Annotated in this window: 12 protein-coding genes; 2 read left to right on the top strand and 10 right to left on the bottom strand. The window is 52.9% G+C overall.

All coding sequences use genetic code 11. The features are described from left to right. Positions 1–3 precede the first annotated feature (3 nt). The 8 genes from ABGT88_RS08495 to ABGT88_RS08460 form a co-directional block, all read right to left on the bottom strand. On the bottom strand, positions 4–1,962 hold the full coding sequence (locus ABGT88_RS08495; protein WP_346701536.1) for a putative porin: 1,959 nt from the start codon (positions 1,960–1,962) through the stop codon (positions 4–6). Between the two features lie 244 nt (positions 1,963–2,206). Next, entirely contained in the window at positions 2,207–3,865 is a 1,659-nt protein-coding gene (locus tag ABGT88_RS08490; RefSeq protein WP_298663466.1) for an AMP-binding protein, read from the bottom strand. 98 nt (positions 3,866–3,963) lie between these two features. Beyond that, the gene (locus ABGT88_RS08485; RefSeq protein WP_087407386.1) at positions 3,964–5,739 is read right to left on the bottom strand and encodes a cell wall metabolism sensor histidine kinase WalK; all 1,776 of its coding nucleotides are present in this window, start codon (positions 5,737–5,739) and stop codon (positions 3,964–3,966) included. A 9-nt stretch (positions 5,740–5,748) separates the two neighbouring features. Further along, on the bottom strand, positions 5,749–6,429 hold the full coding sequence (locus ABGT88_RS08480; RefSeq protein ID WP_087407387.1) for a response regulator transcription factor: 681 nt from the start codon (positions 6,427–6,429) through the stop codon (positions 5,749–5,751). A gap of 72 nt (positions 6,430–6,501) precedes the next feature. Next, entirely contained in the window at positions 6,502–8,226 is a 1,725-nt protein-coding gene (locus ABGT88_RS08475; RefSeq protein ID WP_346701533.1) for a glycosyltransferase family 39 protein, read from the bottom strand. A 12-nt stretch (positions 8,227–8,238) separates the two neighbouring features. Further along, positions 8,239–9,192 (bottom strand): glycosyltransferase family 2 protein, encoded by a 954-nt coding sequence (locus tag ABGT88_RS08470; protein ID WP_087407389.1) that lies wholly within the window; start codon positions 9,190–9,192, stop codon positions 8,239–8,241. A gap of 12 nt (positions 9,193–9,204) precedes the next feature. Continuing rightward, entirely contained in the window at positions 9,205–9,612 is a 408-nt protein-coding gene (locus ABGT88_RS08465; protein ID WP_087407390.1) for a GtrA family protein, read from the bottom strand. A gap of 10 nt (positions 9,613–9,622) precedes the next feature. Further along, positions 9,623–10,258, bottom strand: a complete 636-nt coding sequence (locus ABGT88_RS08460) for a trimeric intracellular cation channel family protein (RefSeq protein WP_258327422.1) — start codon at positions 10,256–10,258, stop codon at positions 9,623–9,625. A 148-nt stretch (positions 10,259–10,406) separates the two neighbouring features. On the opposite strand from ABGT88_RS08460, the gene ABGT88_RS08455 reads away from it, so the two are divergent. After that, complete coding sequence (locus ABGT88_RS08455) at positions 10,407–11,876, top strand: family 10 glycosylhydrolase (protein ID WP_346701530.1); 1,470 nt, start codon at positions 10,407–10,409, stop codon at positions 11,874–11,876. Between the two features lie 7 nt (positions 11,877–11,883). Beyond that, on the top strand, positions 11,884–12,864 hold the full coding sequence (locus ABGT88_RS08450; RefSeq protein WP_298663055.1) for a type I phosphomannose isomerase catalytic subunit: 981 nt from the start codon (positions 11,884–11,886) through the stop codon (positions 12,862–12,864). Between the two features lie 84 nt (positions 12,865–12,948). On the opposite strand, the gene nth is transcribed toward ABGT88_RS08450, so the two are convergent. Beyond that, positions 12,949–13,602, bottom strand: coding sequence for an endonuclease III (gene nth, locus ABGT88_RS08445; protein ID WP_298663054.1), 654 nt, complete (start codon positions 13,600–13,602; stop codon positions 12,949–12,951). A gap of 21 nt (positions 13,603–13,623) precedes the next feature. Beyond that, positions 13,624–14,643 carry a phenylalanine--tRNA ligase subunit alpha gene (gene pheS / locus ABGT88_RS08440; RefSeq protein WP_289540771.1) on the bottom strand — a complete coding sequence of 340 codons (1,020 nt, stop codon included), beginning with the start codon at positions 14,641–14,643 and terminating at the stop codon, positions 13,624–13,626. Between the last annotated feature and the right edge of the window lie 161 nt (positions 14,644–14,804).

Genomic DNA, 14,804 nt, shown 5'->3' with positions numbered 1-14,804 from the left:
AGGCTAATTGGAAAAATCGATGGAGAGTCCCATTTGGAACATTCTCGGGTTTAACGGATAATGTGGCAGCGAGAAGTAGTTGTTCCCGCCAAACAGACCTTGGTTTACGTGCGACATCATCACGAAGAAGCGGGTCTGCTTCAGCTTCATGTTGATGTAGGCATTCATAAAGGGATAGTTCCCCACCTCGATTTGGTCTTGGGTGTGGAAGGTGAGTGTGGCCGGCTGGAAGGTCTCGCTTTTGTACTTGGTGTAGTAGTGGCAGTCGACGCCCAGTTGCACGTGCAGTACCTTGGCAATGCGGAAGAGCAGGTAGAGGTTGCTGTATACACTCAACTCGGGCAAGGGGATAATCGAGGGTTTGCTGGTCTTTTGATAGACCACCTCGTTTTCCCAGTTGAGAATACCAAGCCGGAAGTTCTGGTCGAGACGGGCCTGAAACACCTGTATGATGGAGCCCTCTTGTTGGGGCAGGCAATTGTTGTCGAAGTAGATGTAGTTCTGTATGTTCTCGACCCCTACGTTCAGCTTGGTACCCCATCGCTTCACGCTGAGTTCGCCGCCCACGCGCATGCGCCGGGTCTTCCCGAAACTGTTGTTCCACATGAAGTGGTTCGAAGCATATCGTTTATAAAAATAGGAGGGTTCTATGTTCTTGAAGAATCCGTAGGCTTGGAGCTGCACGGTGTCTTTCCACAGGCGGAATCGGCTGCGTACGTCGGCCGTCACATCGATGTCACCGATGACAGACCCCGCCAGACCGAATTTGCCGTTTACGTTGTAGGTGAGCAGTTCGCCCTTTTGTTTCGACAGTTCTCCGCCTACCCACAACAGGTTCTCGCTGTGGTTGCGTGGTATGGAGAAGTCGGGTCGCGGCGTGAGGCCTTCGATGACGGTTCCTGCCGAGAGGGTATCGCGCGGCATGGAATAGTGACGATATTCATAGGTAAGGTAAGCGGCCAGCCCCATCTTGGCGTATTTGTTGAAGCCCTCGAGCAACGATATGCCCACCGTGTTTCGCAGCGACTGGTAGGTGGTCTCTTCGTTGGTACCACCCAGTCCCATGTAGGTATTGGCAAAGAACGTGGTATCTTCGGTGGCCGACTGGTTGACAAACCGGTGCTTGTTTTCGTTATATTCGATAGTATGGATAATGCTGGTTACCGGGACAAAGGTGCGTATGACTGTAGTGTCTTGCTGCTCTTCCTGGTAAAATCCGAATTTGTAGCGTTGGGTGGCATAGTATTCTTTGCCTCGTATGCGGTTGTAGGCATCGCTCAGGTTGGTAGGGATGGTACGGGTATCGACGCTCGCTTGTCCGCCCTGCACCTCTTCGGGATTGAGTATGTAGGTATCGTCGGTAATACCGCCATTCTCTTGATTGACAAAGTTGTAGGTATTGAGGAAGAACTGGATGTCGTACCGGTCGCCCAGATAACTGCCGAAGATGCTGTATGCCAGGTCTTTGGTAGCCTGATGCTGGTAATTACCTCGCGACAGGATGTAGTTCACGCTACCGCCCAGAGCCAACCGAGGGTTTATGTTTCCCGAAAATACGGCCTTCAAGTCGTCTTGAGCTGTCTGCTTCGAACCGCCGGTGAGGTAGGAGAGCTGGGTGAAGGGGATATGCGTGTTGTAGAATTTCCAGGTCGATGCCGTTTGTATCCAGTGACTGAAGGGGTCCTTGAAGAAAAACTCCGAGGGAATGCCTCGGTCGAAAAATATCTTGGAGAAGGCGGCACCACCCAGATTGCCCGTCGTACCGTAGGCAGTCGAGTAGCTCGAGGGGATGTCGGTGCTGTAAAAATTGTGCATGAGCGTATCCATGGGAACATCGTAACGCAACCCTAACGGTTGGGTGATGCTCCAGGCATAAGGTGCAGGTATGTTCTGTTTTTTCTTGCCCTCCGATGCGAGTACGCAGAAAAACACGAGTAATATGAATAGGCCGACCTTTCTCATGGGGTTGCAAAGTTAGGAAAAGGAGAGCGCAAAGGCAAATGAAAAACAGAGTTTTTAAATAGTGCCGAGTCTGCCCGTAATTTCTCTTGATGAAAGTGGATAAATATCAAGCATTCCAAATTGAAGTAGTCGTCGATACGGGACGATGCTCTCTTGCAAAACTCTGAAAACCGACAGTTCCAAACGGTCGTTTGCTTACGTTCGGCCTGCCGGCTTTCAGAGATAGTTTATCTATATCGGTCTGTTAGTTGCTCTGGTAGAGGTAGCGCTTGATGCTGCGTTTGGGAGTCTTCTCAAACTCCTCGTAATAGATTTTCAACCGGCTTATCTGGCTGTAAGCGGGCAGCTCCTTGTTGAGTGAGGTGATGTCCTCCTCCATCTGTGCTTCGAGGGCATGTCCCGTCAGGTTGGAGCGTTGGGCATTCTCGATGTCGGGGTAGACGAGAGCCACCAGTTTTCCCTCCTGCTCGACGATGAGCGACTCGCACACATAGGGCATGTTGTTCAGGCGGTCTTCAATCTCTTCGGGGTAGATGTTTTGTCCCGAGGGGCCCAGAATCATATTCTTGTTGCGTCCTCTCAAGTAGACGAATCCATCGGCATCGATGGTGCATAGGTCGCCGGTTTTCATCCAACCATCGGGAGTGAATATGGCTTGGGTGGCCTCTTCGTTTTTGTAATAGCCGAGCATGGTGTTGGCTCCCTTTACCTGCAGTTCGCCCACGGTGTGCTCGGGGTCGGGTGAGTCGACGCGACCCTCCATGCGGTCGACAATTCGTCCGCAGGAGCCTATGCGGGTCTCGTCCCAGGGCGCATACGAGATGAGCGGACCGCACTCGGTCATGCCATAGCCTACGGTGAAGGGGAAGCCGATACGACGCAAAAAGAGCTCGACCTCTCGGTTGAGGGCGGCCCCGCCGATAATCATCTGCACCAGATTGCCGCCAAAGGTTTCGTAGAGACGGTCGTTGATTTTGGCCAACAGCTGGCTGTCGAGGAAGGGCACCTTCAGCATCACCTTCATCAAGGGCTTTTCGAGCAAGGGGAATACCTTGGTTTTGATAATCTTCTCGATAATGAGCGGGACGGCAATAATCAGTTTGGGCTTCACGGTGGCAAAGGCATCCATAATGATCTTGGGCGAGGGCACCCGGGTGAGGAAGTGCAGATGGCACCCCTTGGTAAAGGGGTGTATCATCTCGATGACCATGCCATACATGTGGGCCATGGGCAGCATGCACACGATGCCGTCGCCGGCCGTGAGGAAAGGCAGGTGCTCGAGGCAGAACTCGACATTGGACCACAGGCTGCGGTAGGGGAGCATGACTCCTTTGGAGAATCCGGTAGAGCCTGAGGTGTAGTTGATGACGGCCATCTCTTCGGGCGAATCCTCGTAGTAACTCACCGCTTCGGGGGTAAAGCGCGAGGGGTATTTACGGCCGAAGTATTCGTTCAGCCGGTTGCGGGTATCGATGAGCCGTTCGCTGTTCGACTTGAGCAGAGAGAAGTCGTTGAGCAGGAGAATGCCCCGCAAATCCTTCATCAGGTTCTCGTTCAGGTTTTCCCATACCCCGTCGCCCACAAAGAGCAGTTTGGCTTCGGAGTGGTTGACGATGTGGTGGATGTTGTCGGCCTTGAACTCGTGCAGGATAGGGACGGGCACGGCCCCGTAGGTGATGGTGGCAAAGAAGGCCACGGCCCAGTGTGCCGAATTCTTGCCGCAGATGGCCACCTTGTCGCCGTGTTCGATGCCCGCGCTCTCGAGCAGCAGGTGTATTTTGGCAATTTTGCGGGCAATGTCTTTGTAGTGGTAAGAGACACCGTCGAAGTCGCTCAAGGCGATACGTTCCCAGTTCTCTTTAATGGCTCGTTCGATGTATTTATTAAAACTCTCGTAATTCATAAAATCAAAATTTTACGGGTCATGATTTTACAAAGTTACAAGATTCCGCGAGAAATCCTAATTTCGCCACCCCATTTCGGGGGCAGTTGAAAGTTTATTTAGTTTTTTCTCAGAGAAAAAAGGATATTCAGGCCACCCGAGGGTTCGTTTTTAACCCATATTTCACCTTTGTGGAAGAGAACAGCGTTTTTGACGATGGCCAGTCCCAGACCGGTGCCGCCGAGTTTGCGGGAGCGTCCTTTGTCTACCCGATAGAAACGCTCGAAGAGGCGGTTCAGATGCTCTTCGGGTACCCCCACGCCGTTGTCGGAGAAGGAGAAGTAGTAATACTTGTCGTCCTCGAGATAGCAGTCGATGGTGATTCGGGTACCTTGTCCGGCGTACGCGATGGCGTTGTCGGTGAGATTTCGGAATATCGAGTAGAGCAGCGAGTAGTTGCCGTTCAACGTCATCTTGTCGTGGAGGTTTCGCATCTCTACGGTCATATTACGCTCGGTAAGTGCGGCTTGCGATTCGTTGATGACCTCGGTGATAATCTTCTGCAAGTCGGTGTTGTCGGTGTCGTAGAGGTCTTTCGACTCGTCGAGGCGGTTGAGCATAGAGATGTCGCGCAACAGGTCGGTGAGCCGCTTCGATTGGGCGTAGCAGCGCTCCATGAACATTTTTTTGCGCGCTTCGTCCATCTGGGTAGAGAGGATGGTCTCCATATATCCCCTGATGCTGCTCACCGGGGTCTTCAGCTCGTGGGCGATATTCTGGGTCAACTGCCGTTTCAACCGGCTCTCCTGCTCCTGTTGGGTGATGTCGTTGATGGCGATTTCGAAGGTGTGGTCCTGGAAGATGATGCACTCGACAAGGAAGGTGCGGCTCCCTTTGTCGAGGGTCATCGACTCGGAGATGAACTCTTCGCGCACATTGGGCTCGTAGAGTTTCTGCGATATGAAATCGTTGATTTTTTTCAGATTTTCCTCTTTGAACAGATAGTCGGCCGGAGACACCGTATTGTCGGTAATGAGGCTGAGATACTGGATAAAGAGGTTGTTGGCCATGATTATCCGTTTGTCTTTGGAGAAGAAGGCCAGGCCCTCTTTGGAGAATTGCAGGTGTTTGAACAGCTTTTCCTGTTCGATCGACAATTTCTCTTTGGTACGCAACAGGTTGTCGTAGATATGGGTAAGACTCTGGGTAATATTGCCGATGTCGTCGACGCCCGATTTGATGGTGATGTGTATGGGCTTCTCTTGTTCGGCTTGTTGGGCCAGTTGGCTAAGGGCGGCAATCGATTTGCCCAGGCTACGGCAGAAATAGTATAGCAACAGGATTGCGAAAATCGATATGCCCACCATGAAGTAGATAAACTCTTTGTTGGGATTGAGTATGGAGAGGCTCTCCCGCTCGAAGGGAATCGACGAGCGTACCACCCAGTCGCCGTACCGTCGGGCCGAATAGAAGTAGTTTTTCTTATGCGTTTGCGAGTATCGAATGGCATAGCCCTCTTTTCCCTTCAGGGCCTGTTGTATTTCGGGCCGGGTCAGGTGATTGTCGGCAACCGTGTCGCTCTCTTTTCCCGACTGGCTCTCGAGTATCACATCGCCGTTTTGGGCCGAGATGACGGTTACCCTCAAGTCGCGGCTGGTCATGTTGCGGATAATCGAGTCGATAGAGATGTGGTCGATGTCCTGGTTTTTGATTTGGGCATACAAGAGTCCGTTATAGTCTTGCAAAAGGGCATTCAACGACTGTTGCCGGTTCTCCTTTTCGAGCTGGTATTCGAAGAGCAGGATGATGGCAATAAAGACGACAAACAGCGACCCGATGGAAAAGAACAGTTTTCGGTCGAAGGTCATAAACTGAGCACGCTTTTCGATAGTCATAGGTCAAAATCAGGCAGTTTCGAAACAATATCCGTATCCAAGCCGGGTGACGATGTGTTTCCCGTACTCTCCGATTTTTTTCCGCAGGCGGGTGATGTTTACGTCGATTGTGCGGTCGAGCACATATACCTCGTCGGTCCAGATTTTCGAAAGAATCTCTTCACGCGAAAAGACCTGACCCGGGTGGGAGAGCAGGAGCGAAAGGATCTCAAACTCTTTTTTGGTGAGCGGCAACTCGTTCTGGTCGATGAAGGCCCGCTTTTTGGTCGGGTCGATATACAGATTTTCGAATTGCAGGATTTCGGGGGTCTCCTTTTCGGAGCTGCGGCGAAGCACGGCCTTGACACGGGCAATGACCTCACGGATGGAGAAGGGTTTGGATATGTAGTCGTCGGCTCCGATATTGAAGCCCATCAGTTTGTCATCTTCGGTATCCTTGGCTGTGAGGAAGATGATGGGAATGTGTTTGAGCTTTTCGTTCTTGCGCAGCAGTGAGGCCATTTTGAAGCCGTTCATTTCGCCCATCATCACATCGAGCAGCAGCAGGTTGTAATCGCTCAGGTTCATTTGCAGAGCCTCTTCGGCCGAGTTGGCCGTGTCGACTTCATACCCTTCTACTTCGAGGTTGAATTTCAGAATTTCGCACAAATCCTCTTCGTCGTCTACAACTAAAATCTTGTAATTGGTCATAGTTCTCGGTTTTTTTGATGCTGCAAAATTGAGAAATAGATATTTCAACGGTGTGACAATCGAGCCCTATTTTCAATCTGCATCCGAATCGCGCTTCTGGAAATCGAGCAACAGGACAAAATCCTTCACATCGTTGCCTTTGCGATCGCTTCGCATGACAGGAGAGAAGTCGTATTGCCGGCCATATTTCTCCTGTATGTACTGGAAATCGCGTTCGCCCACGAGCAGGTAGCCTGCTTCGGGGTTCTCTTTTTCAAACTCGACTACCCGGTCTTGCGTGTAGAAGTTGATGATGAAGAAGTGAAGCATGGGTACCGATACGTAAGAGTATATCTTCCCCTCGGGTACTTCGGCTACGACTTTATCGGCAAAGGGTTTCATCGACTTGGCATTGAGGATGACCGGCAGCGTAGAGGCGTCGAGCATGAGTTGTATACCGAAGAAGAGCGCCACGACCGAGTAGACATACCGGTTGTTGTAGGTCAGGTAGCGCTTACTCTTGTAGATGTCGTAAATGAGGAAGACGATGAATATGCCCGAGATAATCGACACGATGTTCCACGACTCGGCCAGGGCGGTCATGTAGTAACCAAGGTCGTCGGGCAATATTGCCCGATAGTGGTCGCCGACTCCGCTCTTGACAAGGAGCAGAATAATCAGCAGCAAGGTTCCTACCGAAGCGATGAATATCGAAAATACCCGCCACACCTTGGGCTTCTGTTTGAGCAGATAGAGCATGTACTCGGCCAGGAAGTAGGCGATGAAGGGGTAGATGGGCAGGATGTATACCGACCGTTTGCTCTTGGGTATGCAGTAGAATACAAAGATGATGACGATAGCCAGGAGGCTGAAGAGCCGCATGCGGTCCATGTGGGCGATGTACGCTTTGAACCGTTCCCAGTATGTTTTCACCGTACCGTGCGGTCGTTTGTATTTCAGCACAAACAGCGACATGATGACCAGCAACGACCACGGCAGCCAGCCGGCCAGGGTGATGTAGAAGTAGTAGATGACGGGCTGTTCGTGCGACTCGTACGACATCTTGCCCAGGAATCGGCCGAAGTTCTCTTCCAATACCAGTTGCAAGAAGGTGTCGCCTCCCTGCTGATAGGCGGCAAAGTACCACAGCAGGGGCAGAATGCAGGCCAGCAGAGCCAGCGGCAGGACTTTATAGATGGTACGCCAGAGCGATACCTTTTGGAGCAACAGGAATACCCCGATGACGGCGCACGGCAGAATGATGCCCACCGGGCCTTTGGTGAGGGTGGCGATGCTCATAAAGAGAACGGCCCAAACGGGGATACCCCGCAAGTGGTGTTCCCACCACCGGTAGAGTTGCAGCAGGGCCAGCACGATAAAGCAGGTGAGCACCATGTCTACCCGCGAGGCCATGGCCGCCCGGTGTACTTCGAAGCCCGAGAGCAGTAGCAGCGAGGCCAGAAAGGCCAGGTCGTTGCGACTGCGCTTGGCAAAGAAGAGGAAGCACATGGCCGACATGACGATTAAGGCCAGAGCCGACGGCAGCCGCGAGGTAAACTCGGTCACCTCGCCTGTGGGCAGGGAGAGTGCGGCAATGCACCAGTGGAAAAAGGGGGGCTTGTAGGCTATGTCGCTCCCGTTGTTGACGGGCAATATCCAGTTGTCGTTTTGCAGCATGCTCACGGCCACGATGGCTTCGCGGGGTTCGCCCTTGGTGTGGAAGTTGGTCAACCCCAGGTAGGGCACGATGGTGAGCGAGCTGATAATCAGCAATAACAAGAACAATGAGAATCGTGAACTCATCTTAGGCATGTTCATAATCGAGCAGTCTTAAAGTGTTTGTGAGTTGGAGGAGTCGAAATTGATTTTTTTGTCGATGATGTATTCGGGGCGGTTCTTGGTCTCGTCGAAGATATTGCCTATATATTCGCCGAGAATACCTATCGTAAACAGCTGTACGCCACCCAGAAATACGATGGTGATGATGGTCGAAGACCACCCGGGCACGATAGACTCTTTGCCCGACAGGTACATGACGAAGACCCAGATGGCAAAGGCCAGGGCGATGAAAATCGATAGCGTACCCAGCGAAATGGCCAGTTTGAGGGGCTTCTTGGAGAAGCCGAAGATACCGGCCGAGGCGAGGGCAAACATCTTGCGCACCGAGTATTTGGTCTTTCCGGCAGCTCGTTCGTTGCGGTCGTAATAGAAGGGGGTCTGTTTGAATCCCATCCAACTGAAGAGCCCTCGCAGGTACTTGTGTTTCTCGGGGAATTGCTTGAAGGCCTCGAGCACCTTGCGGTCGACGAGCCTGAAGTCGCCTGTATCGACGGGAAAGGTATAGTCCGACAGCGAATTGAGCATGCGGTAGTAGAGCTTGGCCGTGAACTTTTTCATAAAGGTTTCGCCTTCGCGCTTGTTGCGCACGGCATAGACTACGTTGCTGCCCTCCCGCAGGTGGGTCTCGATCATTTGGGGTATTACCTCGGGCGGGTCTTGCAGGTCGACGTCGATGATGACGGCCACATCGCCCGTGCAGTTGTGCAGACCGGCACTTACGGCATTCTGGTGGCCGAAGTTGCGCGAGAACGACAGCACCTTGGTGTGCGGGTCGTTCTGGGCAAAGCCCATCAACAGCTCCTCGGTGCGGTCCTTGCTGCCGTCGTTGATGAAAATAAGCTCATAGTCGTAGGGTATACTGCCCATGACCTGGGAGAAGCGCCTGTGCGACAAAGGGAGTACCTCCTCTTCGTTATAGCAGGGAATGATGACAGATACTTTCATGGCCTATCTCTCTTATTTTTTAAACGTAATACACTTGTTCAGAGTAAAGTTGCACAGCGTGTATACCACCATGCTCACCAGTTGGGCCCAGGTGTCGGCCAGGTGCAACACCTCTACCAGAACAAGCAGCGCTACGAACTGTATGCCGTAACAGATCCCGAAGCTGACGAGAAACAGCACGGCTTCGCGCATAAAGTTACTATTTAATTTCTTAAATACCCACAGTTTGCTCCAAAAGAAACTGTTGATGACGCCGGCTATATAGCCAGCCAGATTGGCAATCGTATATTTGATGTGCAGCAACTCTTGCAATACATAGATGACAATCAGGGTAATGAGCGTGTTGATGACCCCGACGATGCCGAACCGGATGAGCTGCCACAGGGTATTTTTATCGTATTTCTTCAGAGAATCCAACATGGGAGCAAGGTTATTCTTTTTTAGTCGGGTTGTCGTTTTCGTCTTTCAAGGCGGGCAGAGACCAGTGGAATTTCACCGCCAGCAGTCTGACCGCTACGACCGAAATACCGCAAATCGACTGATTGGTAATACTGTTGAAACCCATCTTCTGCCCCAGATAGAACATAATGCCACCCGCCACACAGGCCAGGGCATAAATATCCTTGCGGAACAGGAGCGGCTCTTCGTTGATGAGTATGTCGCGTATGATGCTGCCCACCGAGCCGGTAATCGTACCCATGACGATGGCGACCCAGAAGGGGAAGCCGAACATGAGGCTCTTCTCTACGCCCACTACCACAAACAGAGCCAACCCGATGGTGTCGAAAATAAAGAAAGTATTCTCGAGTTTCACCAGATACTGTTTGAAAATAATCACGAATATGAGGGCTATGGCGGTGACAGTGAGGTAGCTGCCGTTGATCATCCAGAAGGGGGTGGCATTGAGCAGTACATCGCGGGTGGTACCGCCGCCGATGGCGGTAACCAATCCTACGGCATAGGCGCCGAACCAGTCGAAACGCTTGGCAGCGGCCAGTCTGATGCCGCTGATGGCAAAGGCCAGTGTTCCTACAATCTCCAGTATGGTGGCAAAGGTCGTATTCATAACATTTTCCCTATAAGAATGCAAAGTTACTATTTTTTGTGAGATTCAATGCTTTTTGTCGGCTCTATGTTTTTGTCGCATGAAATAAGTATTGTGAAGAATTTTTATAAGAATAAAAGTGTACCTTTGTCTCCATAAATCATTTGGAATGAAAAAGCGGCTGCTACTGTTCTTCTCCGTTTGCTTTGCTGGTCTCACACTTCTGGCTTCGTCTCCCAAATACGAGATGCGAGCCGTGTGGCTCACGACAAACTGGGGGCTGGACTGGCCGTCACGCCCGATGCACACGCCGGTCGATGCCCGTCGGCAGCAACAGGAGCTTGTTGAGATACTCGACCGTCTGCAGGCATTGGGTATCAATACTGTCTTTTTCCAGGCACGTATCCGTGGCGAGGTCTTTTATTCTTCGCAGTACGAGCCGTGGGCTGCCGTGTTGAGCGGCGGTCGCAACCCCGGTTACGACCCGTTGGCTCTGATTGTCGACGAGTGTCACAAGCGGGCCATGGAGTGCCACGCGTGGTTGGTCACCTTTCCGGTCGGTTCCAACCGTCAGGTAAAGCGTCAGGGCAATCAGTCGGTCGTAGCCCGTCACCGGTCGTGGTGCAAGCAGCTGGCAGGCGAATGGTTTCTCGACCCGGGAAATCCCGAGGTGCGAGACTATCTGGTCGGGGTGGTCGACGAGATTGTGACGAAATACGATGTCGATGGCATTCACCTCGACTATGTGCGCTACCCCGACGATGCCCGTCGGTTTCCCGATGCCGATTCGTATCGGAAATGGGGGCGGGGGGCCTCCTCGCTGATGAACTGGCGCGAGGACAATATCACGGCTACCGTTTCGGTCATCTACGACAAGGTGAAGCAGTTGAAGCCGTGGGTCAAGGTGAGCAGTTCGCCGCTAGGCCGTTACGCCTCGTTACCGGGATTCCCGGCCTGGTGGAGCTGTCGGGAGGCGGTGCATCAAGACCCTAAACGGTGGTTGCAGGAGGGGAAGCACGATTTTATCGCCCCGATGATGTATTTCAAGGAAGAGAACTATTTCCCGTTTCTGCACGATTGGGCCGAGAGCTGTCCGGCCGGGAGCGTGGCCAGTGGTATCGGCGTCTACCGGCTCGACCGGGAGAATGGAAACTGGAGTCTCGACGAGATAAAACGTCAGATTGAAACGACCCGGCAGGTGGGGGTAGGGCAAGCCTATTTCCGTTACGGCAATCTGCACAGGCACACCGCGTTGGAGCAGTGGCTCACGGCGTGGTTCTACCGCTATCCGGCTTTGACCCCTCGCCCGGTAGGGGCTCCCGCGCAGACGGTTGCAGCACCTGAAGGCCTTCGGGACGAGATGGTGGCGGGGAGTACGCGGTTGTCGTGGCAGCCGGTCGATGCGGCATTCACTTATGTGGTCTATGCCACCGACGACTCGTTACGGGTCGAGGACGGCGAGCAGATAGCTGCCGTGTTGCCCCGCACCGCGAGCGAGTGGATATTGCCGGGTTCGTATCGCTGCTATGCCGTAGTGGCTCGCGACCGCTATGGCAACGAGAGTATCCCGGCCGTGTGGCACAGCCCGACGGTCGAGGCGGGAAAGTATGAGATAAAACTGTATTCACATAAAAAATAAAGAAGCTATGTATCCTTTGAAATTTGAAGACATCCTCCGTCCGATCATTTGGGGAGGAGAAGAGATTAGCCGATTCAAACAGTTGCCCGAGATCCATCCCGGGGTGGGTGAGAGCTGGGAGATATCCCAGGTAGGCGACCGCGTGTCGGTTGTAAGCGAAGGTGCCGACAAGGGCAAGAACCTGACCGAGCTTATTAAACGCGATGGTGCCGCTCTGCTGGGCAAGCATGTAGCCGAACGCTATGGCGAGAAATTCCCGTTGCTCATCAAGTTTATCGATGCCCACGACAACCTTTCGATTCAGGTACACCCCAACGACGAGGTGGCCATGGCCCGTCACAATTCGTTCGGTAAAACCGAGATGTGGTATGTTATCGATGCCAAACCGGGAGCCGGTCTCTATTCGGGCTTTTCGCAGCAGATTACTCCCGAGGAGTATGTAGAGCGTATCAAAAACAACACCATCACCGACGTGCTGCAGTTCCATAAGGTAAAGAGCGGCGATGTCTTCTTCTTGCCGGCCGGCCGTATCCACGCCATCTGCAAGGGTATCCTGATTGCCGAGATCCAACAGAGCTCCGACATCACCTACCGCATCTACGATTACGACCGTCGCGATGCCCAGGGCAACCCGCGCGAGCTGCACGTAGAGCAGTCGATTGCCGCTGTCGACTTCAAGATGTACGACAATCTGCGCACCCAGTACGAGGCCCGCAACAACGACGCCGTTACGCTGGTCGAGTGCCCCTTCTTCGAGACCAATCTCATTGAGGTGGACAAGAGCGTGAAACGTCCCGTAGCCGCACACGATTCGTTCGTCATCTATATGTGCATGGGCGGCAAAGTGCGCCTGACCGACAACAACGGTTATACCATCACGCTGCATCAGGGACAAACCTCGTTGGTTCCTGCCGCTCTCGAAAGTGTGACCATCGAGGCCGAGTCGCCTGCCAAACTGCTCGAATGCTATATCCCGGTTCAGAAATAAGCTGTGGAACTTGAGTATAACAGAAAAGCCGGGGTGTGTGCCTCGGCTTTTTCGTTATATGTATATTGCTTTTGACAGCTATCCTTACACCTCTTTCTTCTTCCCGGCGCGGGTGTAGAACTTACAATACTCGCGTATGCCGCACTCCAGGCAGTTGGGCTTGCGGGCTGTGCAGACGTAGCGGCCGTGCAGGATGAGCCAGTGGTGGGCAATGGGCAGCAGGTGGCTCGGTATGTTTTTGACTAGGGTCTTCTCGGTCTCGAGTGGAGTCTTGGAGTTGTTGGTGAGCCCGATGCGGTTCGAAACGCGGAAGACGTGGGTGTCGACGGCCATGGCCTCTTTGTGGAAAACCACCGAAGCTACGACGTTGGCTGTCTTGCGACCTACGCCGGGTAGCTTTTGCAGCTCGTCGACCTCCGAGGGGACTACGCCGTTGAACTCTTCGACAAGCGTGCGGGCCATGCCCACCAGATGTTTTGACTTGTTGTTAGGGTACGATACGCTCTTGATGTAGGCGAACACCTCGTCGGGGGTAGCCAGGGCCATGGCCTGCGGGGTGGGGTATGCCTCGAAAAGGGCCGGGGTGACCATGTTCACCCGCTTGTCGGTGCATTGGGCCGAAAGGATTACGGCCACGAGCAACTGGAACGGGTCGTGGTAGTGCAACTCGGTCTCGGCTACCGGGCGGTTCTCCTGGAACCACCGGATTACCCCTTCGTATCGTTCCTTGGTTGTCATGGCGTTACCGGCAGTCCGTGTTTAGTGAGCCGACTTGAACTCTTCGAGGAACCGTACGTCGTTCTCCGAGAACATGCGCAGGTCTTTCACCTTGTACTTGAGGTTGGTGATTCGCTCGATACCCATACCCAGAGCATAACCGCTGTATACCTTGCTGTCGATGCCGCAGGCGTCAAGTACGTTGGGGTCGACCATGCCGCAGCCCAGAATCTCTACCCAGCCGGTGTGCTTGCAGAAGGCACACCCTTTACCCCCGCAGATGTTGCACGAGATGTCCATCTCGGCCGAAGGCTCGGTGAAGGGGAAGTAGGAGGGACGCAACCGTATTTGAGTCTCGCTGCCGAACATCTCTTTGGCAAAGTAGAGCAGTGCCTGTTTCAGGTCGGCAAACGATACGTTCTTGTCGATGTATAGAGCCTCTACCTGGTGGAAGAAGCAGTGAGCCCGATACGAGATGGCCTCGTTACGATACACGCGCCCCGGGCAGATGATGCGGATAGGGGGCTGTGCGTGCTCCATCGTGCGAGTCTGTACCGACGAGGTGTGGGTACGCAGCAGGATGTCGGGCGATCGTTGGATGAAGAAGGTGTCCTGCATGTCGCGGGCGGGGTGGTCTTCGGCAAAGTTCAGGGCCGAGAACACGTGCCAGTCGTCCTCGATTTCGGGACCTTCGGCAATCGAGAAACCCAACCGGGCGAAGATGTCGCAAATTTCGTTTTTAACCAGCGAAAGCGGGTGTCTCGTTCCCATCGGAATGGGGTAGGCCGTGCGGGTGAGGTCGATGTTCTGCTCGTCGCTGTGCGTCTCTTCGAATTCGCTTTTCAGTTCGTTGAGTCTTTCGATAGCCCGCTCTTTCAACTCGTTCAACTGTTTGCCCACCTCGCGCTTTTGCTCGGCGGCTACGCTTCTGAAGTCGTTGAAAAGTTGGGAAATTTCACCTTTTTTACTGAGGTATTTTATACGAATAGCCTCTAAATCTTCTGATTTGGAGACCTTTAATGCTTCGATTTCTTCTCTGATACGTTGGATTTTTTCAATCATACCTGTAACTTCTTAGATTCAAAATGCAAATTTAATAATAAAAGGTGGCTCGCCGGGTGGATTTGAACGAAATATTTTTGTCGGCCCGTAAAAAAAGAGGGGAGCGGCGGGGGAAAATCTCGCTTTATTATTACTTTTGTTTCAAGATTTCAAGAAGAGTT

The organism is Barnesiella sp. An22 (assembly GCF_963931395.1).
Taxonomy (GTDB): Bacteria; Bacteroidota; Bacteroidia; order Bacteroidales; family Barnesiellaceae; genus Barnesiella; species Barnesiella merdigallinarum.
The sequence above is the reverse complement of the archived record's forward strand: the minus strand, read 5'-3'. Positions and strand labels throughout refer to the sequence as shown.

Bases quoted from the DNA above. Each gene is read 5' to 3' on its own strand.
- ABGT88_RS08495 (WP_346701536.1), bottom strand. From the start codon at position 1,962: ATGAGAAAGGTCGGCCTATTCATATTACTCGTGTTTTTCTGCGTACTC.
- ABGT88_RS08490 (WP_298663466.1), bottom strand. From the start codon at position 3,865: ATGAATTACGAGAGTTTTAATAAATACATCGAACGAGCCATTAAAGAG.
- ABGT88_RS08485 (WP_087407386.1), bottom strand. From the start codon at position 5,739: ATGACTATCGAAAAGCGTGCTCAGTTTATGACCTTCGACCGAAAACTG.
- ABGT88_RS08480 (WP_087407387.1), bottom strand. From the start codon at position 6,429: ATGACCAATTACAAGATTTTAGTTGTAGACGACGAAGAGGATTTGTGC.
- ABGT88_RS08475 (WP_346701533.1), bottom strand. From the start codon at position 8,226: ATGAACATGCCTAAGATGAGTTCACGATTCTCATTGTTCTTGTTATTG.
- ABGT88_RS08470 (WP_087407389.1), bottom strand. From the start codon at position 9,192: ATGAAAGTATCTGTCATCATTCCCTGCTATAACGAAGAGGAGGTACTC.
- ABGT88_RS08465 (WP_087407390.1), bottom strand. From the start codon at position 9,612: ATGTTGGATTCTCTGAAGAAATACGATAAAAATACCCTGTGGCAGCTC.
- ABGT88_RS08460 (WP_258327422.1), bottom strand. From the start codon at position 10,258: ATGAATACGACCTTTGCCACCATACTGGAGATTGTAGGAACACTGGCC.
- ABGT88_RS08455 (WP_346701530.1), top strand. From the start codon at position 10,407: ATGAAAAAGCGGCTGCTACTGTTCTTCTCCGTTTGCTTTGCTGGTCTC.
- ABGT88_RS08450 (WP_298663055.1), top strand. From the start codon at position 11,884: ATGTATCCTTTGAAATTTGAAGACATCCTCCGTCCGATCATTTGGGGA.
- nth (WP_298663054.1), bottom strand. From the start codon at position 13,602: ATGACAACCAAGGAACGATACGAAGGGGTAATCCGGTGGTTCCAGGAG.
- pheS (WP_289540771.1), bottom strand. From the start codon at position 14,643: ATGATTGAAAAAATCCAACGTATCAGAGAAGAAATCGAAGCATTAAAG.